The organism is Halomonas sp. PA16-9, from assembly GCF_009728585.1.
GTDB lineage: Bacteria > Pseudomonadota > Gammaproteobacteria > Pseudomonadales > Halomonadaceae > Vreelandella > Vreelandella titanicae.
In genome coordinates this window covers 3,207,408-3,228,878 of the sequence record NZ_CP040451.1, presented here as the reverse complement: position 1 = coordinate 3,228,878, position 21,471 = coordinate 3,207,408, and the positions used below count along the sequence as shown (strand labels likewise).

The following is a 21,471-nucleotide window of genomic DNA, read 5'->3' as shown; positions in this document are numbered from 1 at the left end:
GCATGTAAACAGCGTAGACCCTAATGCGCTAAAATGCTCGACCAAATGACTAGGCATTTGGTTCTGAAAGCGCGAAACATCAGCCGTGCCTAGGTCAAAGGACAATGGCGTTATGGAGAAACATCGATGAGTGATTTCCAACATCTGGAAGGCTTGTTTCGCCACGCCTCGGGCGATACCGCCCTTAGCCGCCTGTTGCCTGGGGAAGTATTGGCAAACGCCATGCAAGACTATTTCCACCACTATGGCTTGGAAGCACTGCTGTTAGATACCAGTGAAGTGCATGCAGGCTTTATCGATACGGGGCGCTTTGCGCTGTGGTGCCAAGTGTGGAGCCCCCGCAGCCGGTGGGCACTGCCTTTGTGGTACATGGCTATTTCGATCATATGGGGTTATATCGCCATTTGCTTGAACGCCTGCTGGCTAAGGGCTGGCGAGTGGTGCTGTGGGATCTTCCCGGCCACGGCCTTTCCAGCGGTGCGCGGGCGGCAATAGAAGATTTCGATGATTATCAGCACTGCCTGGCTCACTTGCAGATGACTCTAAAGAGCCAAGGCATGGCGCCTGAGCCGTGGTTAGGCGTGGGCCAGAGTACCGGTGGGGCGATTCTGGCTACCGATGCACTCACCCGTCGTGGGGCTTCCGGCTGGTCGGGTTTGGTGCTGCTGGCGCCCTGGTGCGGCCTTGGGGATGGAGCCAAACCAGCTGGCTGCACTTGATTGCCAGCCCGTTTGTAAAAGAGTTGCCGCGTAAATATCGCCCCAACTCTACCGACGAGCAGTTCACCGAGTTTCTACGCGAGGGTGACCCGCTGCAGCCCGAGCGTTTGAGCGTTGCCTGGGTGAGCGCCATGCGCCGCTGGATGCCTCGCCTACTGGCCCAGGAGCCCAACCCGCTGCCTACCCTGATACTTCAGGGCGAGCAGGATTTGACCGTTGATTGGGAGTGGAATTTAGCGATTTTGGCGAAGAAGTTTCCCAATGCCGAAATTCACCGCCACCCGGAAGCTCGCCACCACTTGGTAAATGAGGCAGATCCCATTCGTGAAGTGCTGTTTGAAGCGCTGGATAATTTTGTAGATGGGTTTGTCGATAGTGTTAGTAAATAACGTCGGCAATTCCAGACCCTAGAGGCATCCCTGGATCTAGGGCCCTGTTCTACCCTCTCAATGAGCCCTGCTTTACCCCCAGGGCGGTGTGCCGCCGAGCTGATTTACCATGAAGTCTACAAAGCAGCGTACCTTTGGCGAGAGGTAGCGGCTGGCTGGATAGAGAATATAGAGGCCTTGCTCAGGGGGGCGGTATGTCGGCATTATTTCAATCAAGCGCCCAGCCTTGAGATCCGCACTGACTACGAAGGTCGGGGTTAGAGAAATGCCCATGCCCGCAAGCAGCGCTTCTCGCAGGGCGATGCTGCTATTGGCGGTCAGGGTTGCTTTCACTCGCTGTTCGATAGTCTGCCCTGCATAGCCAAGGCGCCACACTTCCGGTGCGGCGCCCAGGCTGTAGAGCAGGCATTTATGCTCAGAAAGTGCTTGAGGTGTTGTCGGTTCGCCGAATCGCTCAAGATAGCCTGGCGAGGCGCACAATACGCGATGAATGCTTTGTAGTCGGCGTGCGATCAGTGATGAATCTTCCAGTGGGTCACCGGCACGTAAGGCGACGTCGAATCCTTCCTCCACCAACGCTACGCGGCGGTCATTCATAACCAGTTCGATGTTGATTTCCGGGTAGCGCTCGGCAAATACGGGGATCAAAGGCGCGATATGCAAAAGCCCCAGCGACATGGGGCAGTTGATCTTAAGAGATCCCCGCGGGATTGCTTGGTGAACTCCCAACGCTAGCTCGGTTTCTTCAATGTCGTCGAGGATGCAGGCGCAGCGTTCGTAGTACGCCCGCCCCGCATCGGTAAGGCTCAGCCGCCGGGTGGTACGCGTCAACAGCGTTACCCCAAGGCTGGCCTCCAGTTCCGCTACCTGTTTACTCACAGCGCCGTTGGAGAGCCGCTGGTCGTTCGCGGCCGCAGAAAAGCTCTGCAGCTCTACGACTCGCCGAAAGGTGCGCATTGCCGTCAGCTTATCCATGCATTGTTTCCAGTAAGGAAAATATCATTTTCGAATACTACTGATTATCTCTATTTAAACAAAGCTTATCCTGGGATTCATGGCGTCGACGAGATCGCCTACTCAGAACGTATTCGAATAGCAACGCATGGAGAATCACGATGACCCGGGTACTAGTCCTTTATTATTCAACCTATGGCCATATCGAGACGATGGCTGACGCTGTAGCGAAAGGCGCGGCCAGCATCCCTGGCACTGAAGTGACCATCAAGCGCGTGCCAGAACTGATGCCAGAAGAGGTCGCCCTCAAGGCGGGGGCTAAATTGGATCAGTCTGCGCCTATCGCCGAGCCGAGTGAACTGGCTGATTACGATGCCATTATTTTCGGCACGCCCACTCGCTTTGGCAATATGGCCTCCCAGATGCGCAATTTCTTAGATCAAACCGGTGGACTCTGGGCTAAGGGGGCGCTTATCGGCAAAGTTGGTGCAGCATTCACTTCCACCGCGAGTCAGCATGGAGGTCAAGAGAGCACCCTATTGTCCTTCCATACCACCTTGTTACACCACGGCATGGTCATCGTGGGGGTACCTTATTCTTGTCCCGACCTTACGACGATGGACGAGATCAGCGGAGGCACACCCTATGGCGCATCAACCTTGGCGGCGACAGATGGCTCGCGGCAGCCGTCGGCGGTAGAGCTGCGCATTGCTGAATTTCAGGGTCAGCACGTGGCATCCATTGCGCGTTCGCTCAGTTCACACAACGATTAGAGGGGGAGGTGAGACATGCATCCATTAAAGGTGGTGTTTGTGCACGATGTTGTTTGCGGTTGGTGTTACCTTCTCTCTCCCCGGCTGCACTCGCTTGCCAAGCAGTTGAACCTGGATGTGCATCACCAGTGCTTTACGCTTCAAGCAAGTAGAGAAGCCATGCTAGAAGCCTTCGGCTCTATGGGTGATGCCAAAGAAACAATTCTCGGTCATTGGGAAAAATGCGTTGCCGCAGAGGATACCCCGCGTATCAACATTGATGGTATGCGTGCCCAAACCTTCGAGTATCCTCACGGGATGCCTGGCGCGCTGGCGTGTAAGGCGGCTGAAATGCAGGCAGGTCAACAAGGGCACTGGCGTATGTTTGATCGTGTTCAGTACGCGCACCTGACGGAGAGCCGCAATATCGGTGATAGCCAGGTGCTGCGATCACTGGCTGAAGAAATCGGGCTCGACATGGTTCGTTATGATCTAGACGTGCTCTCGGAAACAACTCAGCAGGCGGTGGAAAAGGATCACCACCTCGCGTCCAAGTTGGGAGTTCAGTCGGTGCCGACATTGATTGTTGAAGACAGATGGCTGATTAATGGTGCGCAACCGATAGAAAGCCTGCGTCTCCAGTTACAGGAAGTCCGCCAGCATATTGGCTGAATTTGTCGAGAGATTGCTGACGTTTTAACGTGAGGCTAGGGTCATAATTGAGCGCCCCAGCCCCACGCTTGCTCACATTACTGGGCGTTCAGGAAGTCCTCTACATCGAGCAGTATTAGCTCATTATCATCGGCGCGGCCTTGCTGGCGGCCAATCGAGAAAGGGTAGTTGTTGTCATTGGCGACCACGATGGTGCTCTCATCGACACGATCCACGTTCTCAATGGTCACAAAGGGAAAGTTAAAGGTGCCGTTGATCGTGCCGCGCGGTGCAAGGCCCTCTGGATCCTGGATGTCCATCAAGTCGATATAGGCGATTTTCTCAAGCACACCCTGCTCGTCCGTACGTTCGAGATCGACGAGATAGATGCGTTTGAACTCGGCAGGGTTGTCTGCCCACTCTTCTCGCGGGTCGCCCTGGCGGCTATCACGCTCGATGATCAAGCCGCGAGTTCCGCCAATGAGGTTGAAATCGCCGATGGCGTGATCCGCTGATTCCAAGGGGTAGTAGCGGGTTGTGTCGCCCCATTCGCCGGTTTTAGTGTTGAGCTCGAACATTCTTAATACGGGGGTGCCATCAATCGTTTCCGGGGCGTTGGCGTTGCTATCCCAGATGGGCTTTTCCAGTAAGGGGTAGAGGGTTGTTTGGTCTTCGGAGAGCGCCATGCCCTCATAACCACCGGAGCGAAACACCCTCACATCATCAGCGAGAGGCGCGCCAGGGTTCGGGGTGAGGGCAAAGGCATTGTCGGGGGAGCGCATCAGCGTCCCACCAGGATTGGTGGCCAGCACTTGCAGAACTTCGCCCTGATTATCCACCTGGATAATCCACGGGCCAAACTCATCGCCAATCCAGTAGCTATCGCCCACCGGCTGTATCGATTCAATATCGAAATCAGCCCCGGTTAAAAAACGACCAGGAGTGGCTTCATTCATAATCGGGAAGGGCACCTTGCGGTTTGGATCCGAGAGTTGAACGGTTTCCTCGATGATGACACGCCCAGTGTCCCAGTCGGTCTTTATGATGTTAAACATCAGAATGACGTCGGAGGAGTTCGCCTTGGAGCCAAAGCCGTTATCGGTCAACACCAGGAAACGGTCATTGCCAAGTGAGCGAATACCTGAAAAACCCTGCAGGGGCTGGCTGGGGAAGGGTAGCGCTAAGCCGGTGGCTTGCATGTTCGTATACAACTGCTCAACGCGGCCCTCTTGGCCAGTAAAACGGCCTGAGACGTTATAGTGCTCAGCGGCACCGGAAGGAGCTGCCACAAAGGTGCTGCCGGGTAGCTGGGCATGGCCGGACAATGTGGCGGGAAAACTCTGCTGGGCGTGTGCCGCACTGGTAAACGCAAAGGCGAGTAGAGCAGTCGCTAGTAACGGCTTTGTCATCACTATTTCACCATTTCGGAGGAAAAATTAGGGCAGGTGCAGCTTTTGCTAATTTTCATCCGTAATAGTGATAGTTGAATGACAAAGTGCAGACGTTTTAATGGCAGCAGGGTTTCACGTCGAGTCTGGCCCTGAGTCGTAAAATACGTCTTGCTCAACAGGCGTAAATATTAATAAATGGTGTGGCTTTCAAATACATTATTCAAAGAGGAAATGGCAATGGGATCATCGGTCAAAAAGGTACTGGTCTTTGCAGGCAGTGCCCGAGAAGCGTCACTGAACAAGCAGCTAGCCAAGCTGGCCGCCAAGCGTATTGAGGCGCTTGGCGGGGAAGCAACCTTTATCGATTTAAAAGATTATCCCTGCCCACTGTTTGATGAAGATATTGAAGCCCGGGGCGTGCCGGAGAATGTGCTCAAGCTGCGTGAGATTCTGGCGGATCACCAGGCAGTGATGATCGCTTCGCCAGAGTACAACGGCTTTATCACGCCGCTGCTGAAAAACACACTGGACTGGCTGTCACGACCTTATCAGGATACGCCGGGGCTCAAGTTATTTGCCGGTAAGTGGGCAGCGCTGGTGGCGGCTTCCCCTGGTGGGCTAGGTGGCATCCGTGCGCTACCGCTTGGTCAGCAACTGTTAGCCAATCTGGGGTTGGTCGTGCTGCCACAGCCATTGTCGCTGGCGAAAGCTGGCAGCGCCTTCAACGATAGCGGCGCGTTACATGATGAAACCACGGGGCAGAAGCTGGATGCGCTGTGTCAGCGCCTAGTGGACTCACTGGCCGCCACCCACTAACCGTCCGGCTTTCGGGGGCTTACGCCCCCCTTTAGCATCCGATCCAGCTGGCGGTATCCAATGGCCTCAATGTAAGTACGGGTGTTTGAGTCGTTAAATGAGAGAGCTGGTCATGCCACTTGGTGACGGCGGGCTTCTTCCAGGTCGTAGGCGTTCTGCAAACGAAGCTAGTAACCTTCGCTCGTGCCGAAGACCTTGGCTAGACGTAAGTCAGTATCTGCCGTAATCGCTCGGCGGCCCAAGGTGATTTCACCAATGCGGGTCGCTGGGACGCCCATCTGCTTAGCCAGCGCATTTTTACTCAGCGCCATTGGCTGCATGAAATCTTCGTACAAAATTTCACCGGGATGGATATTAGGAAGTTTTGCCATTTTGTCACCTCCCTTTATGAGTGGTAATCGACTATTTCAATGCTAAGTCCCTTTTAGCATCCGATCCAGCTGTCGGTATCCAATCGCCTCAATTAGATGCGGCTGGGTGGGTTTGGGTTCGCCCTGAAGGTCGGCAAGGGTCAGGGCTACACGTAGTACGCGGTGATAGGCACGGGCGGAGAGCTTGAGCTTTTCGAGTACGCCCGCCAGCCAAGCGCGCTCTTCATCGTTAAGTGCGCAGGCGGCCTCCAGGGCTTTGCCGCTTAGCTGGCTATTTAATGCGCCACGGGCCATTTGGCGTTCTCGGGCGGCCATCACCCGCTCACGCACGGCTTCTGACGACTCGCCTTGGGTTTGTGCGGTGAGCTGCTCTGGCGGCAGTGCGGGCACTTCTACCTGTAGATCGATACGGTCCAGCAGCGGCCCGGAGAGCCGCGCTTGATAGCGCTGGATTTGGCTGGCGGTGCACTGGCAGCGTTGGCGTGGGTCGCCCAAGTGGCCGCAGGGGCAGGGATTCATAGCAGCTACCAATTGAAATTGAGCAGGGTAGCGACGTTCATGACTGGCGCGTGCGAGATGAATCTCGCCGGTTTCCAGCGGTTGCCGAAGTACCTCTAGCACATGGCGGGAAAACTCCGGCAGCTCATCCAAGAACAGCACGCCGTGGTGGGCCAGCGAAATCTCACCGGGTTTGGGTTTTGAGCCGCTGTCATTTTCAGCAATTGATGCGACCCTCAGGGCGTAATATCGGGCTATTATGGTAGTCTGTACAGGATTGAGTGCGACAGAATTAATAGCAATTGATGCGACAGGCCTTGTTTTATTCAACATTTGGTGCGACTACCCATGCCACTGCCTACATCCGTTCGTAAAATCGGCCCTACCCGACGAAGTGTGTCTGGCTACTATGCCTTTCGCGGGGAGGAGTCTATTGCGTTCGAGTCGACGCTCGAACGTGATTTCCTCATCAAGGCTGACTTTGATGTGAGCGTCCTTGGTGTGATTTCCCAGCCGTGCGAGATCCCGTTTCATCATCCCGTGACCGGTAGGCGCTACACCTACACACCTGACTATTTGGTTTATTACCGTCTCGGTAACCGTCATTACAGGGATTACCCAAAACCTCTCCTGGTGGAGGTCAAACCACGGGAAAAGTGGCAAGCACATTGGCGTGAATGGTCGCCTAAATGGAAGGCGGCGATACGGCATGCCAACAATGAGGGCTGGGCGTTTCGCATTCATGATGAAAGCCGCATTCGTGATAAGACCTTGGACAACATTACCTTCCTAGCGCGCTACAAGCGGATGGTGTTTCCCTCTGTCGAAAGCCAGGCAGTCCTCAACACGGTGAGGGAAATGGGGGTGGCGACCTTGGATTACCTGCTTTCTCGGCACTTTATGGGCGATATTTACCGGGCAGAGGGGATTGCGCATTTATGGCATCTACTGGCGACTCGGCAGTTAGATTGCGATATGGCCCAATCCTTCAGTCCTCTATCGGAGGTATGGGTACCCGATCATGAATAATCATCGTGGCAGCGCAACTGAACCCAATAACGGCGTCGCCCAAACACGCCAACACTTGCAGATTATGGTGGGTGAGCAGGTTCAGAAAGATGGCACCGTTTACCGAATTTCCCAGGTGCTCGATTTTGAGACGGTCATTGGCATTGCCGTTGAGTCCGGGCGTAGTTGCCCGCTTCGCATCAAAGAACTAGCGCCTCTCAATAGCGGGTCCGTATCCCCTGAGCAGGATATGTCCGAGATTGGGGATGCCGATTGGCGGGAGGCCGAGCATCGCTTTTCCATCATTAAGCCCTTGGTGGATCGCCATACGGTGGGGCGGGATGCAGCGGAGGAGCGTGCTAAACAAACGGGGGTTGATACGGCTACGATCTACCGTTGGTTGAAGCGGTATAAAGCGACGGGCTCGGTGCTTGCATTAATTCCTCAAAAGCCAGGGTGGAAGAAAGGAAAGTCGCGTATCCCCGCGCATGCCGAGGCGGTGATTCAGGAAGTCATCAAAGAGGTGTATTTGACGCTGCAGCGTCCGTCCGCACAAAAAGCGGTACAGGAAGTCATGCGGCGCTGCCATGAGCGGCGCATCGACCCGCCGAGCCCTGGTACCGTTCGTTCTCGTCTGCGCGACATCCCAGAGCGCGACCGATTGCGTGGGCATGGCTTTAGAGAAAAAGCGATTAATAAGTTTCAGCCGGCGGCCGGAAAATTTCCCAATGCGGACTATCCGTTAGCCGTCATGCAGATTGACCACACGCCTGCCGATATTATTTTGGTCGATGACGTATATCGCAAACCGATTGGCCGTCCATGGATTACGCTGGCCATGGACGTGTGTACTCGCATGGTCACGGGGTATTACTTATCGTTTGACCCGCCCTCTGAAACATCTGTCGGCATGTGTGTGGCGCACTCCATGCTTCCTAAAGATGAGTGGTTGCTACTGCATAATGTGGAGGCTGAGTGGCCGGTATGGGGCACACCCGCCACGATTCATGTCGATAACGGCCCAGATTTTCGCTCTGAGACGTTTAGGCGCTCATGCCTAGCCTATGGGATCAACCTTGAGTTTCGGCCTGTTAAGCAGCCTCGTTACGGTGGCCACATTGAGCGGGTGCTGGGGTCTCTTCTCAAAGAAATTCATAACCTGCCTGGGACGACTTTCTCCTCCATTAAAGAGAAAGAGGGGTACGATCCAGAGAAACACGCGGCCATGACGAAAAGCGAGTTTGAAGAGTGGCTGGTGACGTTGATCTGCAAGGTTTACCACCAGCGCCTTCATTCTGGGATTGGTATGTCGCCGATGAAGAAGTGGGAAATTGGTGTGTTTGGCAATGCGGATGTGCAGGGAGTGGGATTAGCGCCGAGGCCTGCTGACAGGCTCTCTGTATTGCTCGATTTTTTGCCCAGCTTTCAGCGTACGATCCAGACCTTTGGTGTGACCATCGATGGCATAAACTATTACGATGAAGCGCTAAGACCTTGGATCAATGCCAAAGATCCAGACATGCCAGACAAGAAACGCACCTTTGTTTTCCGGCGCGACCCTCGCGACATTAGTGTCATTTGGTTCAAAGACCCGGAGCTCGGGCACTATTTTCGCGTGCCCTTTGCCAATCTTGCCCTCCCCTCGATGAGTGTTTGGGAGTATGCCCAAGCTAAAGCGCGCCTTCGGCAGGAAGGAAGAAACTCGGTCAATGAGACTGAAATTCTACGCGCTATTAGTGAGCTGCGAACCCATGTGGAGGAGTCGCAAGCACGTACTAAGCGAAGTCGCCGTCAGGCACAACGACGTAAAGAGCATGAGAAGAAGGTGACGCCTGCAGATCCCCTTTTACATGCGCCCTCAACTGCGGCCCCTAAAGAGACACCCGCTCAAGGGGACGGTCTTTTAACGGGTGATATCGATGTGAACTGGGACATAGCATGAGCACACACCTTCATCCTGATCTTCGTCACGTCTTGGGGCTGTCCGCTAAAGAGCGAATGGAGTTTATGGATCAACCGCGCTGGTTGGGCTATCCATTGGCCAATCGTGTCATTGAGGTCATGCGTGGGTTGATGGAGAAGCCCAGTCGTCCTCGTATGCCTAACCTCTTGCTCGTGGGTGACTCCAACAACGGAAAGACAACCATCGTTCAACGGTTTCGTAAGCAGTACGGTGAAGGCTACGTGAATGAAGACGTAGAGCCCGTGAAGCCTGTTGTTGTCACTCAGGCTCCCCCGAGTGCCGATGAGAAAAGTCTGTATATCGCAGTGCTAGAGAGTTTCTGGGCTCCCTACCGGCCTACAGATCCTGTTCCCAAGCTGCGCTACCAGGTGATTCATCAACTGCGTGCTTGCCATACGCGCTTACTGATCATCGATGAGTTTCACTCTCTGTTAACCGGTGGTGCTGTTAAGCAGCGCGAAACGATGAATGCCATTAAGCTTTTATGCAATGAGCTAATGATTCCCATCGTTGGTGTGGGGACGCAAGACGCTGTGCGTGTGCTGCATTCAGACCCACAGCATGCGAGTCGCTTTGATGTGGTCGCGTTACCAAAGTGGGAGCTCAATCAGGAGTTTCAGAAGCTGCTCGCTGGCTTTGAGAAGATATTACCTCTCAAACATCCTTCCCAACTGCATGAGCCCCAATTGGCGACCCAGCTCCACGCGATCTCTGGCGGCAATTTTGGCGACCTGCACCGGCTGCTGATTGAGTGTGCCAATGCCGCTATTTTGTCCGGGGCTGAGCGCATCGATGAGAAAATTATTCAGAGTAAATCATGGGTGCGACCTACCCGTGGCATTAGGGAAGTGATGCTGTAATGCCCTGGGCGCTGAGTGTGCCTCTGTTGCCTGAAGAGTCGCTTTCTTCATGGCTGGTACGGGCGGCGTTGAGACAGGGGTGTGATCCCTTGTCGCTCACTGGGGCTATCTGGCCAACATGGCGTATATGGACGAGAGATATTGACAGGGAAATTCCCCTCGTCAGAATGCGCCCATTAGCCAATGCATCGGGGATATCTTCCGCTGAGTTTCAGAAAGCTGGGATGCGGGACGATTGTGAGAAAGTGGCCGGTTACTCATTACCCGAAACGCGTACTTGGCCCTGGTTGTTGGCACTCGGCAGCCGAAATCGAAATCGCCATGGAGGACAACAGGTATGTACGTTGTGCTTGGGAGAGGACTCGACCCCGTACTTACGCCGACACTGGCGATTCGCTTGGCACACTGGGTGTCGCTCTCATGGGGTGCAGTTGGTAGACGAGTGCCCGGTATGCAAGGCCCCTATAGAGCCCCATCGCTTGTCAGCGGAAGGTCAACATTTAGCTCAGTGCAGCCGGTGTCATAACGATTTTAGAAAGGCGGTATGCACGTCGCCTTTACCTGAAGCGTTCAGTGTTCAAGTGATGGCTGATCGTGTGTTAGAACAGGATAAGGTGACGTTTAGGCAGGCCTCTATCGCACCCGCCGATTGGTTTTCTATGGTGGCCTTTTTTATTGGCGTTATACGGCGTGCAAGTCGGCGGCCTGTGTCACCCCTGGCCGATGCGCTTCTTTCATTGGGCATTTCGGTTACGGATTGCCGAATGCCTGTGTCTGGCCTGGCGTTTGAGCTGCTGGCTGTCAGCGAGCGTAGTGCCTTATTGGTAGCGTTGGAACGCTTGCTCAGTATTGGCCTTGAAGAAACGTTTAGCGCTCTGGTCGCTTGTAATGTCAAAACGAGCGCGCTTCATGATCCCCGAAAGTCACCCCCCGTTATGTTGTTGCCGTTGTTATCGCGGTTATCTCATCACCCCCATGGGCCGCATCGCCGCCGTGCTCTACCGGCTCATCGCCCCATGTCGGAACGCGCAGTGAGAGCCTCATGGGCGCGCTTAAAACGGAGAATGAAAGCGGAGCCAACCTCTTGAAGCAACACAAAACGGTCGACTGCGATGAGTGTGGTCGAGAAGTCTCCAAATTGTGGCGACGCCATAAAGGGCATGGTTACTGTTCAACTTGCTATGCTCGTGTGTTTAAGCGGCGAATGTGCCCACGATGTGGTGAGTTAGCCCGTCTGCCTAAGAATGACCCAGACGCCGTCTGTCGTCAGTGCAACGTCGACAAACCGTGTGCACGATGTGGAAAAGCCCGTTCAGACTACAACATCGGCAAGGTCACTCCCTACGGCCCTGTCTGTATCGCCTGCGCTCCCTATTTCAAAGAACCAGAGCCCTGCGAGGCGTGTGGGAAAGCATCTCAACGTCTTACCCGAGTGGCGCGTATGGGGCATGATCATCGCTTATGTCCACGCTGTTCGACAGCAGACCACGGTACCTGTTCTGCATGTCGTCGACATCGCTTATTGGTCATGACATCCAGCGGTGACGCATTGTGCAAAGCCTGTAATGAGCAAGGGGAAATTGCCTGTCCATTGTGTGGTAATCCCATGCCAGCGGGTCGAGGCGATGCCTGTGAGCCCTGCTATTGGACGCGCACATGTCGTAAGCGGATCATCATTGGCCAAGCCGGTATCACCACCAAAGCGTTACGTGAGGCCTTTGGGGAATTTGGTGAATGGCTGATTCGTACCACAGGGCCGCATAAGGCTGCCCTCAAGATCAATCATTTCTTCTCGTTCTTCCTTGAGATCGACCAGGCATGGTCACGGATACCGAGCTATTCGGAGCTGCTTCATCACTTCGGTGCGGAGGGGTTGCGGCGTGTAAGACTTCCTATGCGATGGCTGCATGAAGAGCAAGGGGTAGAGCCGGATCACCAAGCAAAGAAGATCGACTCAGAGAAACGACGTATCAAAGCGTGTCTCAGGTCTATGCCGTCCGCTTCTTTATCAGAAAAAGCGCTGCATGCTTATTGGCAGCAATTGGAAACCCGTATAGAGGCGGGCAAACGTCCCACACCTCCGCACGACTTGCACTAAGAGCGGCAGCCGCATTGCTACTCGCTACTGACCGGGAGGGGCAGCGACTGCCTCAACAGGGCGATGTGGACAACTATTTGCAGGCGGTGCCCGGACAAGCAGCCTCGGTCACGGGGTTTACTAATTTCTTAAATCGCCAACATGCCACCACGTTGGCTCCTCGGGTGGATGTAAAACGGGCAAGAAAGCGGCGAAAAGAAACACTAGCCCGCACCCTGATGACGATGGCCCGGTGTGCTGATCAAGGAGAGGCCTGGAGGGAGGCATGGATCGTTGCTGCCATGGAGTATTTCCATGACACAAAATTAACGCAGAAAATGCTTCGACAACAGACCGTAGAGCGGACGACAGACGGGATACAGGTGGTAGTGGGTGGCGTTACCTACTGGCTGCCTCTGGATATTGAGTGCTAAGACACTGATAGCGCGCAGTCACTTGGAGGGCCCCGCGACTCTGTAGGCGAATGTCGCCCCGCCGTTTGGACGGGGCTATGGCTCTCTACCTATATGCCAGGGCTCAACGGGGTGCCAAAAGGCGTGTCATGACCGTTGAGATGACGTCAAAACCAGGTCTTCATAAATGCCCTTGATAGCCTTCTCTTCTGGGCTGTGGCGCTGTGGCTCCTGTTCCTGCTTTGGATGTAGTGGGGTTATAAGCCCGTTAGAGAGTGACAGGACATCGCTGAGCTGCTCGTAATCGAGGTTTACGTTATCGACATTGTATTGGTTAAGGCGTGTCATGGTCTCTGTGAGTGCGGTCATACTGTGCTCTTCTTCTCCAAGCGGCGGAAAGGCTTGAATCAGCGGCTGACCGCCTTCCCAACCTATCTTGATCGGCTGATTGATGATGTTGACTTGGTGCCGGGTGGAATGCGGTCAAATATAGATTCGATGTCTTTGGGTAACATGCGGATACAACCTCGGCTTGCGCGCATGCCAATGCCATCGGGCTGGTTGGTGCCGTGAATCAAATAGCCATCGAAGCCTAGGATGATGGCATGGTCTCCTAGCGGGTTATCGGGGCCGGGTGGCACAACGCTGGGCGCGGTTTCACCGCGTGCTTCCGCTTCGCGTTTTACCGACTCAGGCGGGTACCACGCGGGGTTTTTAATGTTCATGGTGGTCTCGGTCACGCCTAGAGGAGTATCAAACCCTTCGCGACCAATGCCAATAGGATAGGTCTCAACACGCGGTGTCTCACCGTTTTTGACATCTGGGTAGTAGTAAAGCCGCAGCTCGGCGATATTGATGACGATCCCAGTACGCTCCACATTCGGCAGAATAAAACGTCCCGGAATAGTCACTTCCGTGCCCACCCCTGGAACCCAGATGCTAACCTCTGGGTTTGCACGGATCATCTCCAAATAGCCAAGGTTGTGACGCCTGGCAATATCTATCAAGGTATCGTCGTAATCCTTTACGATAAAGGTGTCAGCCTCTCCGATAATATTACCTTCCTCTGGTAGCGGGTAATGCCCTTTGGGCCATTCCGTCTCCTGGGCAGTGGAAGGTTGTGCCGCCATGGCGACAGGGAGCCATGCCAGAAACGAAACCATCACACTCACGATGAAGCCGATCTGCATTGGCCATGGGAGGAATCTCTTAAGTATTGCTGCGTTCTTTGCCAAGAGCATCGCTAGGTTCCTTTTTCATCTAATGCGTCGTTTTTTGATCGAGATAAGTTCAGTTGTAACCCGAGCAGTGTCAGCACCGCAGCGAGTATCCAAGCGGGGCCACTACCGGTGCGTGTGAAAGGAGTTAGGCCCTGCATCGGGGTCACCTCGCCAGTTAAACTGGCCGGTTCAAACTGTGGGGCACGGGCTGTGACGTGGCCTTGTGAATCGATGATGGCCGTCACGCCATTACTGGTAGCTCGAAGTAGGTGACGACCATTTTCTAAGGCACGTAGACGCGCCATTTGAAGATGTTGGTGTGGGCCAATGGAGCGCCCAAACCACGTATCGTTGGAAACCGTTAATAGCAGCTCGGCATTACGCGCCTGTTGGGCGACATGGTCGGCAAAAATGATTTCGTAACAAATGGCATTGCCAATGGTGGCTCCAGCCACGTGTAACGGAGCCTGTTCGCCTGTCCCTGGGGTCAGGCGAGGTACTGGCAAGTCGAAAAAAGCAAGGGTGCCAGCGAGGAGACTTTGGAATGGCAAATACTCGCCAAAGGGCACCAAGTGCGCCTTCTGGTATTCGCCCTGCACATCATTTAGCCCTATGACGCTGTTATAAGAGCGCCCTTCACTGTCGCGTTGCAAAATGCCGGTCAACAAGGCGGTGTCAGGCCCCAGGTCGGACGCTACTTGCTCAAGTATTTGCTGTGCTTCCTGCTCAAGCATGGGAAGGGCTGCCTCGGGCCAAACGATGAGATCGATATCCCTTGCTTGCTCCCGTGTCATCGCCGTGTAGATACTGATCGCCTCGCGCTGCCCTTGGGCAGTCCACTTAATGCGCTGGTCAAGATTCCCTTGCAGCAATGCCACCCGGATGGGCTTGCCAGCCGGGGTTGTCCATTGGGCGGGCAATAGGAATGGAACGATCCACAAGGCGGCCATTGGGACAAGGAAACCCCAGCGGCGACGCAGTACCTCTACCCCTAACGTACCTGTCAGCGCGGTCATGAGTGACAGCAAGTACACACCACCAACGGGCGCCCATGGGGCTAGTGGAGAATCTACCTGAGAGGTGCCCAGCAATAACCAGGGAAAGCCGGTGAGCAACCAGGTGCGTAGCCATTCGCTCACCACCCACATACCGGCAAAGCTAAGACAGGCTAACCGTGGCCCCGTGATGCGCCGATAGAGCCCAAAGGGGATTGCAAAGAAGAGCGCCAGGGCGCTGACAAAAAGAGTGGTGAGGAGCATCGCCACCAAGGCCCCGGTGCCACTGAAATCGTGAATAGCAACGAAGACCCATGATGTGCCAGAACCGAACAGGCCTACCCCATAGCACCACCCACGCAGGGTGGCCATGGCGGGCGTTAGCGACTGTATCTTCCAATAGACCAGTGCCACGGCCACTGGGCCAAGCCACCATAGGGAAAAGGGGGCGGCACTCAAGGTGGTCATTACCCCAGCGGCGAGCGCTACAACGCAATCGACTATTGGTGAGGAGCGCCCAGCAAAAAGCGTATATTCTTTATCTTTATCGACCACATCCATAGCGTTACTCAGAGCGCTTAAAAGCAGGACTTTCACGCCATAACGCCACTGCGAACATCAATACACCTGCAAACAGAGCGATATCGGCCATGTTAAAGGCGGGCCAATGCCATTCGCCCCAGTAAATGTCCAGATAGTCGACGACGTACCCTCGCGCTAAGCGATCAACAGTATTACCGAGCGCGCCGCCAAGAATCAGGCTGTACGCACAGGCCTCCAAGCGCGACAGGGGTTTGCATAGCTGCACAACCAATACGACGACCACCACCAACGCTAAACCAAGAAAGAGGTAGCGCTGCCAACCCCCTGCTTCTGCGAGAAAGCTGAAAGCGGCTCCTGTGTTCCCGGTATAAACCCAGTTAAAAAACGGCGTTAGCGGAATGACTTGGCCAAACGACATCTGGGCGTGCACGATTTCTTTGACCAGTTGATCGGCTAGAGCCAATACGCAAGCAAATGTGAACCATGGCCAACGTCGTGAAGGGCTATCGTTTGGCGCTGTTCTCATGACGTTGTTTTTCCTTGTGACAGGCCTGTCATTGCGGTACTGGGCGAAAAGCGGTAACCCAGCAGTCGCATGGCGTTCAACGTCACCAGGACGGTAGCACCGGTATCGGCCATCACCGCAATCCACATGCCGGTAATACCCAGCGCCGTTGTAACTAGGAAAATGGCTTTTAAGCCAAGGGCGAGAACAACGTTGGTTTTCACATTGCGCAGTGTGGCACGAGAGAGGTCTATCAGCTCAGCGATGCCGGTAACGCGGTTCTTGAGCAAGGCTGCATCGGCGGTTTCCAACGCCACATCCGTGCCGCCCCCCATCGCGATACCCACATCGGCTGCCGCGAGTGCCGGTGCATCGTTGATGCCATCGCCTACTTTACCGATGGGGCCACGGCCAGCCGCTTGCCAGTCTCGAACATACGCTGCCTTGTCTTCAGGCATTAGTTCGCCGTACGCTTCAATGCCTAAGCGACCCCCCGTGGCAGCGACGGTGCGGGCATTATCACCGCTGAGCATGACCGCCTGTACGCCCAAACGGGATAGCGCCGCTAGGCCTTCAATGGCATCTTCGCGTGGCTCATCGCGAACCGCGATCAAGCCCAGTAAACGCTCGCCTTCGACGAGGAGAGCGAGGCTCTTACCGGCTTCTTCTAACGCGACAATCCGAGCACTGAGACTTTCCTCAAGGATGACTTTCTCGTGAAGGTGACGAGGCGTCATTAAGCTCAGCTCGCGACCCTCCACCTGGCCGGAAACACCGCGCCCCGCCAGAGCGCGGCCGCCGGTGACGGTGGGGAGGTTGATGCCCGACTGTCGGGCATGCTCAACGATAGCCGTGGCGATAGGGTGACTGGAATCCCGCTCTATTGCGGCGGCGAGCCGCAATACGCTGTTATCGTCTTCCTCAGCAATCCAAGACTCCACATCTGTGACTCTTGGGGTACCCGCAGTGAGGGTGCCCGTTTTATCTAATGCCACCAAGCGAAGCTTACCTAACTGTTCAAGAACGGCTCCCCCTTTGATCAGTAGTCCGCGCCGAGCTCCCGCCGAGAGACCGGCGGCGATGGCGGCTGGGGTGGAAATGACTAACGCGCAGGGGCATGCGATTAACAGCAATGCTAACGCACGGTAAATCGACTCCGACCATGCCATGGTCGATACCAGCGGTGGCACTATCGCCATCAGTAGGGCGAGTAAGACGACGGCGGGCATATAGTAATACGCAAAACGATCAATAAAGCGTGCTATCGGTGCCTTGGCGGCCTGTGCTTCTTCAACCAGACGAATAACGCGTGCGATCGTATTGTCATCAGCGCCTCGTGTTACCTCCACCTCCAGGGCGGCATCAAGATTCACTGTGCCAGCAAAAATGTCATCACCAGGCGCTCGCGAACGGGGTATGGACTCGCCGTTTACCGGCGACTCGTCAATGTCGGAGGTGCCCACCAGGATGCGTCCATCGCAGGGTACGCGATCACCGGGCCGCACCAGCACACGCTGCCCGGGTTTAAGTGACTCCGCCGAGACGTCACGCAGATGGCCATTGTCCATCAGCCTCGCCGTTGAGGGTGTTAAATTTGCCAAGGCTGAGATACTGCGGCGCGCTCGTGAAGCAGCTACCCCTTCGAGTAGCTCACCTACGGCGAACAAGAACACGACCATCGCAGCTTCAGCGGCAGCATTGATGGCCAATGCGCCAAGCGCAGCGATGCACATCAGCATCTCTATGGTAAAGGGATTGCGCATTTTGAGGGCGCCCCAGGCACTCTGCGCAATGGGTATTAAGCCGACTAGCGTGGCCAAAATGAAAGGCATATTACCCAGCGCAGGCCATGCTAAACGAAGCGCGAAGGCTACGATCAGCAAATTGCCTGTGATAATGACCAAGCGCCCTTTAGCGGTTTGCCACCAAGAGGATGAAGCACCAGGTGCGCGTGTTTGGCCATCATGGGAAGCCACTTGATAGCCTAGTTCGTTCAGGATGCCCTCAATGGTCTTTCGCGAGGGGGCCCCGTGATCGTGGTGGTGAATCTTCACTGATCCCGTGACCGAGCTTGCCGTGACTTCCTCAATGCCTTCCAGTCGCTCTAGCGCCGATACAACCTTGCGCTCACAACCGCCGCAGTCCATGCCTTCAACACGCAGCGTCAAGGTGGTAGGCGCTGTTGTCGGCGTTGATGTTTTCATGGTGCCTCTCCTGCCAATGGGCTATGGTTTTTAAGTGTAAACCTTGTGCAACTACAGCTTCAAGCCCTGCCTAAGGAGTTTTACCATGTCGATGATCGGCCAAAGTATCAGCATTGGTGAGTTAGCACGACGAGCCGATTGCAAACCTGAAACGGTTCGCTATTACGAGCGTATTGGGCTGTTGCGCGATGCGACACGAACCGGTGGGGGGCAGCGCCGCTATGGAGACGACGCTGTGCGGCGCTTGACCTTTATTCGTCATGCCCGTGACTTTGGCTTTTCGGTGGAGTCAGTGCGAGAGCTTTTGGCCATGTCAGATCAACCTGATATGCCTTGCCAAGAAGTCGATGCCATCGCCACGCATCACCTAAAGAAAGTGGAGTCCCGCCTTCAACGACTGTCCATACTGCGTGAGGAGCTTCAACGGATGGTCACGCAGTGTGCCGGTGGTAAAGTGGAAAGCTGCCGAATCATTGAGGTCATCAGTGATCATCAACTCTGTATCACTGAAAAATCGCACGGAGGGGCTCTCGACTTGGGTTAGCACTAACGCTACGCCCCACGCCCAATGGTCAGCCCAGCGAAACATCCAAAAACAGCATGAGTACCAATCCGATGGAGAGGCCCAGCGTGGCCTTTTTTTGGTGCCCGCTTCGATGAGTTTCGGGAATAATCTCATGACTGATCACATACAACATCGCCCCCGCTGCAAAGGCCAACCCCCAGGGCAGTAGCGCTTGTGACATGCTGATGACTCCAGCGCCTAATAAGCCACCCAACGGCTCAACAAGCCCCGTAAGGGCGGCAATCGTCCATGACCGCCAACGTGAATAGCCCACGCCTAGCAGTGATACTGCTACGGCCAGTCCTTCTGGGGCATTCTGAAGTCCAATGCCAATCGCTAGTGGAATGCCTCCTTCGCTTCCCCCTGCGCCGAAGGCCACGCCAACGGCTAGCCCTTCTGGCAGGTTGTGTATCGTAATGGCAATAATAAACAACCAGATACGACGTAGTGAGGCAGCCTCTGGCCCTTCTCGCCCCTGTTCGAAGTGCTCATGAGGTAAGAGTTCGTTCAGTAGTGCGACCATTCCAATCCCTAGCAAGATGGCCGCACAGGCAATGGCAGCAGGTACCACGCTACCTCCGTAACGCAGCTCCGAGGCTTCTAAGGAGGGTATGATCAGTGAGAAGAAAGAGGCCGCTAGCATGACGCCAGCGGCGAACCCCAACGCTAAATCGCGAACACCACGATTCGGTCTTTTGGTAAACAAGATAGGAAGCGCCCCGACAGCCGTCATCAAGCCCGCGGCAAGGCTTCCCAATACCCCCATTGTGACGAGAGAAACCTCTTCCATACCGATTACCTGTCTTGTGGTAGATGAGTGATCACAGCGCTAGGGTTCCATAACGAGGCAAGCACACGTTCACGTTACTAACAATCCATGCAACGTTGCTAAGCACGGGTGGTTACGGCTCGTTAAACGAGATCAAGTCATAAATGGACGCCGTGCCGATAGCTTGTTCCAAGCGATCTCTTGCCTCGTAAAGTGACGCTTGATATTCACCTTGAGTCGGCTGCTCACCCAACATGATGCGTTGACCTTGACCAAGGGGATCAACAGGCTGGTTATTGACTCTCACTTCGTAATGCAGGTTGGGGCCCGTGGCGACCCCGGAGGAACCTACCTCTCCGAGCGACTCTCCCGCATTGACTAAATCCCCAACCACTAGCTGTGGGGAGAATCGGCTAAGGTGTGTGTAGCGACTAATGGCCCCTGTGTCGTGCTCCACCTCGATCACCTGCCCATATCCCCCTTGGCGACCCATAAAGAATACGCGCCCAGGTGCGGTGGCAATGACCGGCGTTCCTGTCGGCGCAGCCAAGTCAATTCCATTATGAGGACGCATCCCTCCATACACAGGATGTCGCCGATTCCCAAAGCGAGACGTTAAGCGGGCACTAAGCACGGGCAACCGCAACGTGCCTAGCAGGGTGTCGCTTTTGAAAAGAGCTACGTCCCCCTTTTGGGTGACCGGCCATATGACCTCCAAGGGCTCTGCCTGATCAGGCAGAGCGGCATAACTGAGGCGTGGTGGCCCAACACGGGCGCCGTCCTGGCGTCGATCTTCCTCCCACACTAATTGAATACGTTCACTGCCAGAAAACTCCAGCGGCGCTGCGATAAACTCGCTGAGCAGTGTTTCCAGTTTAGTGGCGAAACGCGTTGGGACACCTTCTGCTGCCAAGGCCTCGTAGAGGGTGGTATCAATGACGACATCACGCCCAAAGGTTAGGGTATCAACGCTATCGAGCGGTAATGTGCCTTCTTGCTCGCTAGCCGCCTGTAACTTGACAGGGCTAAGTTCAGACGGAGGCAATGACAGATGCGTTTGCCAATTGGCTTCGGCTAGCAAGGGGTAAAAGCCCACAAAGCCTAGTAACCACCAGCGCTGCATCACTGGCCATCCTCTTCCCCAGAGATCTCCGCTACTTCACTCTCAACGGCATCAATCAGCTCTTGCATACCAAAGGGGTCTAAAGGCTCGCCATTGACAAAAAAGGTAGGTGTTTGGCGAATCTGATTGGCTCTGACATCCGCCATGTCTTGGTCAATCACCGCCTGCACCTCAGCAGAAGTCAGTTGCTCTTCGGCAGCCGCTAAATCAAGGCCTCCTTGGCTCGCGATATCGAGGATAGCGGATTCATCAAAACTGCCATGTGAAGCCCATTGATCCTGGCGAGCCAGCAGCCTCTCCAGTACCGGTTCAAAGACGCCCTGACGACGAGCAACTTCTAATACCCGAATGGCCTTATCAGATACGTCGCCGTGGAAAGGAGTGTAGCGCACGATGAGCCGCACTTTTTCTGGGTAGGTTTCCAGAATACTTTTTGTCAGGGGATAGAAAGCACGGCAGGCTTCGCAAGCCGGATCGAAGAATTCCACAATCGTCACCGGCGCGTCTTCTCGTCCCAAGATGGGGGAGTGTGAGCGCACCAAGGAGTCCTCTGTCTGGACACTGCTCTCCTTTGCTGCCTGAGCTTGCATATCTAAGAGGGCAGGTTTCGATACGGCGACGATCGCAGCGGTCAGCATTAACGTACCGGCCAATATAAAAGACGCTTTTTTGAACATGTTCTCTC

19 protein-coding genes and 3 pseudogenes are annotated in these 21,471 nt (G+C 54.9%); 11 read left to right on the top strand and 11 right to left on the bottom strand.

What is annotated here, in order from left to right; translation table 11 throughout:
• The first annotated feature begins 126 nt into the window (after positions 1-126).
• Positions 127-1,108, top strand: a pseudogene (locus FDY98_RS15045) (alpha/beta hydrolase).
• A gap of 72 nt (positions 1,109-1,180) precedes the next feature.
• Here the strand turns inward: FDY98_RS15045 and FDY98_RS15040 are convergent.
• Entirely contained in the window at positions 1,181-2,083 is a 903-nt protein-coding gene (locus FDY98_RS15040) for a LysR family transcriptional regulator (protein WP_009286202.1), read from the bottom strand.
• A gap of 140 nt (positions 2,084-2,223) precedes the next feature.
• Between FDY98_RS15040 and wrbA the strand changes: the two genes are divergently transcribed.
• Both wrbA and FDY98_RS15030 read left to right on the top strand, forming a co-directional pair.
• Positions 2,224-2,835 (top strand): NAD(P)H:quinone oxidoreductase, encoded by a 612-nt coding sequence (wrbA, locus tag FDY98_RS15035; RefSeq protein ID WP_022521275.1) that lies wholly within the window; start codon positions 2,224-2,226, stop codon positions 2,833-2,835.
• Positions 2,836-2,850: 15 nt separating this feature from the next.
• Complete coding sequence (locus FDY98_RS15030; RefSeq protein ID WP_022521276.1) at positions 2,851-3,486, top strand: DsbA family oxidoreductase; 636 nt, start codon at positions 2,851-2,853, stop codon at positions 3,484-3,486.
• Positions 3,487-3,563: 77 nt separating this feature from the next.
• Here FDY98_RS15030 and FDY98_RS15025 read toward each other — a convergent pair whose 3' ends face one another.
• Complete coding sequence (locus FDY98_RS15025) at positions 3,564-4,874, bottom strand: esterase-like activity of phytase family protein (RefSeq protein WP_027957963.1); 1,311 nt, start codon at positions 4,872-4,874, stop codon at positions 3,564-3,566.
• Positions 4,875-5,093: 219 nt separating this feature from the next.
• Here FDY98_RS15025 and FDY98_RS15020 point away from each other — a divergent pair, with 219 nt between their 5' ends.
• Entirely contained in the window at positions 5,094-5,672 is a 579-nt protein-coding gene (locus tag FDY98_RS15020; RefSeq protein WP_022521278.1) for an NADPH-dependent FMN reductase, read from the top strand.
• 167 nt (positions 5,673-5,839) lie between these two features.
• Here the strand turns inward: FDY98_RS15020 and FDY98_RS15015 are convergent, their stop codons facing one another.
• Positions 5,840-6,043, bottom strand: a complete 204-nt coding sequence (locus tag FDY98_RS15015; protein ID WP_051430623.1) for a HigA family addiction module antitoxin — start codon at positions 6,041-6,043, stop codon at positions 5,840-5,842.
• A gap of 42 nt (positions 6,044-6,085) precedes the next feature.
• Positions 6,086-6,748, bottom strand: a pseudogene (locus tag FDY98_RS15010) (ATP-binding protein); the annotation flags it as partial.
• Positions 6,749-6,889: 141 nt separating this feature from the next.
• Between FDY98_RS15010 and FDY98_RS15005 the strand changes: the two are divergent.
• The 6 genes from FDY98_RS15005 to FDY98_RS28275 all read left to right on the top strand — a co-directional run bounded on the left by FDY98_RS15005 (position 6,890) and on the right by FDY98_RS28275 (position 12,883).
• On the top strand, positions 6,890-7,570 hold the full coding sequence (locus FDY98_RS15005) for a heteromeric transposase endonuclease subunit TnsA (RefSeq protein WP_027957962.1): 681 nt from the start codon (positions 6,890-6,892) through the stop codon (positions 7,568-7,570).
• Positions 7,563-9,491: a Mu transposase C-terminal domain-containing protein gene (locus FDY98_RS15000; RefSeq protein WP_027957961.1), complete on the top strand. Its 1,929-nt coding sequence runs from the start codon at positions 7,563-7,565 to the stop codon at positions 9,489-9,491. Before FDY98_RS15005 ends, FDY98_RS15000 begins: the two co-directional genes overlap by 8 nt.
• Positions 9,488-10,372 (top strand): TniB family NTP-binding protein, encoded by an 885-nt coding sequence (locus tag FDY98_RS14995; protein WP_027957960.1) that lies wholly within the window; start codon positions 9,488-9,490, stop codon positions 10,370-10,372. The genes FDY98_RS15000 and FDY98_RS14995 overlap by 4 nt, the downstream gene beginning before the upstream one ends.
• Positions 10,372-11,460, top strand: a complete 1,089-nt coding sequence (locus FDY98_RS29605; RefSeq protein ID WP_081742677.1) for a TniQ family protein — start codon at positions 10,372-10,374, stop codon at positions 11,458-11,460. The genes FDY98_RS14995 and FDY98_RS29605 overlap by 1 nt, the downstream gene beginning before the upstream one ends.
• 518 nt (positions 11,461-11,978) lie before the next feature.
• Complete coding sequence (locus tag FDY98_RS28280; protein WP_340146584.1) at positions 11,979-12,470, top strand: hypothetical protein; 492 nt, start codon at positions 11,979-11,981, stop codon at positions 12,468-12,470.
• A 14-nt stretch (positions 12,471-12,484) separates the two neighbouring features.
• Positions 12,485-12,883 (top strand): hypothetical protein, encoded by a 399-nt coding sequence (locus FDY98_RS28275; RefSeq protein WP_340146583.1) that lies wholly within the window; start codon positions 12,485-12,487, stop codon positions 12,881-12,883.
• 126 nt (positions 12,884-13,009) lie between these two features.
• On the opposite strand, the pseudogene FDY98_RS14980 reads toward FDY98_RS28275, so the two are convergent.
• From FDY98_RS14980 to FDY98_RS14965, 4 genes and pseudogenes are all read right to left on the bottom strand, one after another.
• Positions 13,010-14,052 (bottom strand): annotated as a pseudogene (locus tag FDY98_RS14980) (L,D-transpeptidase family protein).
• 53 nt (positions 14,053-14,105) lie between these two features.
• Complete coding sequence (gene lnt, locus FDY98_RS14975) at positions 14,106-15,638, bottom strand: apolipoprotein N-acyltransferase (protein WP_027957957.1); 1,533 nt, start codon at positions 15,636-15,638, stop codon at positions 14,106-14,108.
• A gap of 4 nt (positions 15,639-15,642) precedes the next feature.
• Complete coding sequence (gene lspA / locus FDY98_RS14970; protein WP_027957956.1) at positions 15,643-16,146, bottom strand: signal peptidase II; 504 nt, start codon at positions 16,144-16,146, stop codon at positions 15,643-15,645.
• Positions 16,143-18,329: a heavy metal translocating P-type ATPase gene (locus FDY98_RS14965; protein WP_027957955.1), complete on the bottom strand. Its 2,187-nt coding sequence runs from the start codon at positions 18,327-18,329 to the stop codon at positions 16,143-16,145. The genes lspA and FDY98_RS14965 overlap by 4 nt, the downstream gene beginning before the upstream one ends.
• Before the next feature lie 85 nt (positions 18,330-18,414).
• Here FDY98_RS14965 and FDY98_RS14960 point away from each other — a divergent pair, with 85 nt between their 5' ends.
• Complete coding sequence (locus tag FDY98_RS14960; RefSeq protein ID WP_027957954.1) at positions 18,415-18,873, top strand: MerR family transcriptional regulator; 459 nt, start codon at positions 18,415-18,417, stop codon at positions 18,871-18,873.
• 28 nt (positions 18,874-18,901) lie between these two features.
• Here FDY98_RS14960 and FDY98_RS14955 read toward each other — a convergent pair whose 3' ends face one another.
• The 3 genes from FDY98_RS14955 to FDY98_RS14945 all read right to left on the bottom strand — a co-directional run bounded on the left by FDY98_RS14955 (position 18,902) and on the right by FDY98_RS14945 (position 21,463).
• Positions 18,902-19,684, bottom strand: coding sequence for a ZIP family metal transporter (locus tag FDY98_RS14955; RefSeq protein WP_016916429.1), 783 nt, complete (start codon positions 19,682-19,684; stop codon positions 18,902-18,904).
• Between the two features lie 112 nt (positions 19,685-19,796).
• Positions 19,797-20,786: a M23 family metallopeptidase gene (locus tag FDY98_RS14950; protein WP_016916430.1), complete on the bottom strand. Its 990-nt coding sequence runs from the start codon at positions 20,784-20,786 to the stop codon at positions 19,797-19,799.
• On the bottom strand, positions 20,786-21,463 hold the full coding sequence (locus tag FDY98_RS14945; RefSeq protein WP_027957953.1) for a DsbA family protein: 678 nt from the start codon (positions 21,461-21,463) through the stop codon (positions 20,786-20,788). Before FDY98_RS14945 ends, FDY98_RS14950 begins: the two co-directional genes overlap by 1 nt.
• Positions 21,464-21,471 lie beyond the last annotated feature (8 nt).

Bases quoted from the DNA above. Each gene is read 5' to 3' on its own strand.
- FDY98_RS14955 (WP_016916429.1), bottom strand. From the start codon at position 19,684: ATGGAAGAGGTTTCTCTCGTCACAATGGGGGTATTGGGAAGCCTTGCC.
- FDY98_RS15040 (WP_009286202.1), bottom strand. From the start codon at position 2,083: ATGGATAAGCTGACGGCAATGCGCACCTTTCGGCGAGTCGTAGAGCTG.
- FDY98_RS14965 (WP_027957955.1), bottom strand. From the start codon at position 18,329: ATGAAAACATCAACGCCGACAACAGCGCCTACCACCTTGACGCTGCGT.
- FDY98_RS28280 (WP_340146584.1), top strand. From the start codon at position 11,979: ATGCCAGCGGGTCGAGGCGATGCCTGTGAGCCCTGCTATTGGACGCGC.
- FDY98_RS14945 (WP_027957953.1), bottom strand. From the start codon at position 21,463: ATGTTCAAAAAAGCGTCTTTTATATTGGCCGGTACGTTAATGCTGACC.
- wrbA (WP_022521275.1), top strand. From the start codon at position 2,224: ATGACCCGGGTACTAGTCCTTTATTATTCAACCTATGGCCATATCGAG.
- FDY98_RS14960 (WP_027957954.1), top strand. From the start codon at position 18,415: ATGTCGATGATCGGCCAAAGTATCAGCATTGGTGAGTTAGCACGACGA.
- FDY98_RS15025 (WP_027957963.1), bottom strand. From the start codon at position 4,874: ATGACAAAGCCGTTACTAGCGACTGCTCTACTCGCCTTTGCGTTTACC.
- lnt (WP_027957957.1), bottom strand. From the start codon at position 15,638: ATGGATGTGGTCGATAAAGATAAAGAATATACGCTTTTTGCTGGGCGC.
- FDY98_RS29605 (WP_081742677.1), top strand. From the start codon at position 10,372: ATGCCCTGGGCGCTGAGTGTGCCTCTGTTGCCTGAAGAGTCGCTTTCT.
- FDY98_RS15005 (WP_027957962.1), top strand. From the start codon at position 6,890: ATGCCACTGCCTACATCCGTTCGTAAAATCGGCCCTACCCGACGAAGT.
- FDY98_RS15000 (WP_027957961.1), top strand. From the start codon at position 7,563: ATGAATAATCATCGTGGCAGCGCAACTGAACCCAATAACGGCGTCGCC.
- FDY98_RS15020 (WP_022521278.1), top strand. From the start codon at position 5,094: ATGGGATCATCGGTCAAAAAGGTACTGGTCTTTGCAGGCAGTGCCCGA.
- FDY98_RS14950 (WP_016916430.1), bottom strand. From the start codon at position 20,786: ATGCAGCGCTGGTGGTTACTAGGCTTTGTGGGCTTTTACCCCTTGCTA.
- lspA (WP_027957956.1), bottom strand. From the start codon at position 16,146: ATGAGAACAGCGCCAAACGATAGCCCTTCACGACGTTGGCCATGGTTC.
- FDY98_RS15030 (WP_022521276.1), top strand. From the start codon at position 2,851: ATGCATCCATTAAAGGTGGTGTTTGTGCACGATGTTGTTTGCGGTTGG.
- FDY98_RS15015 (WP_051430623.1), bottom strand. From the start codon at position 6,043: ATGGCAAAACTTCCTAATATCCATCCCGGTGAAATTTTGTACGAAGAT.
- FDY98_RS14995 (WP_027957960.1), top strand. From the start codon at position 9,488: ATGAGCACACACCTTCATCCTGATCTTCGTCACGTCTTGGGGCTGTCC.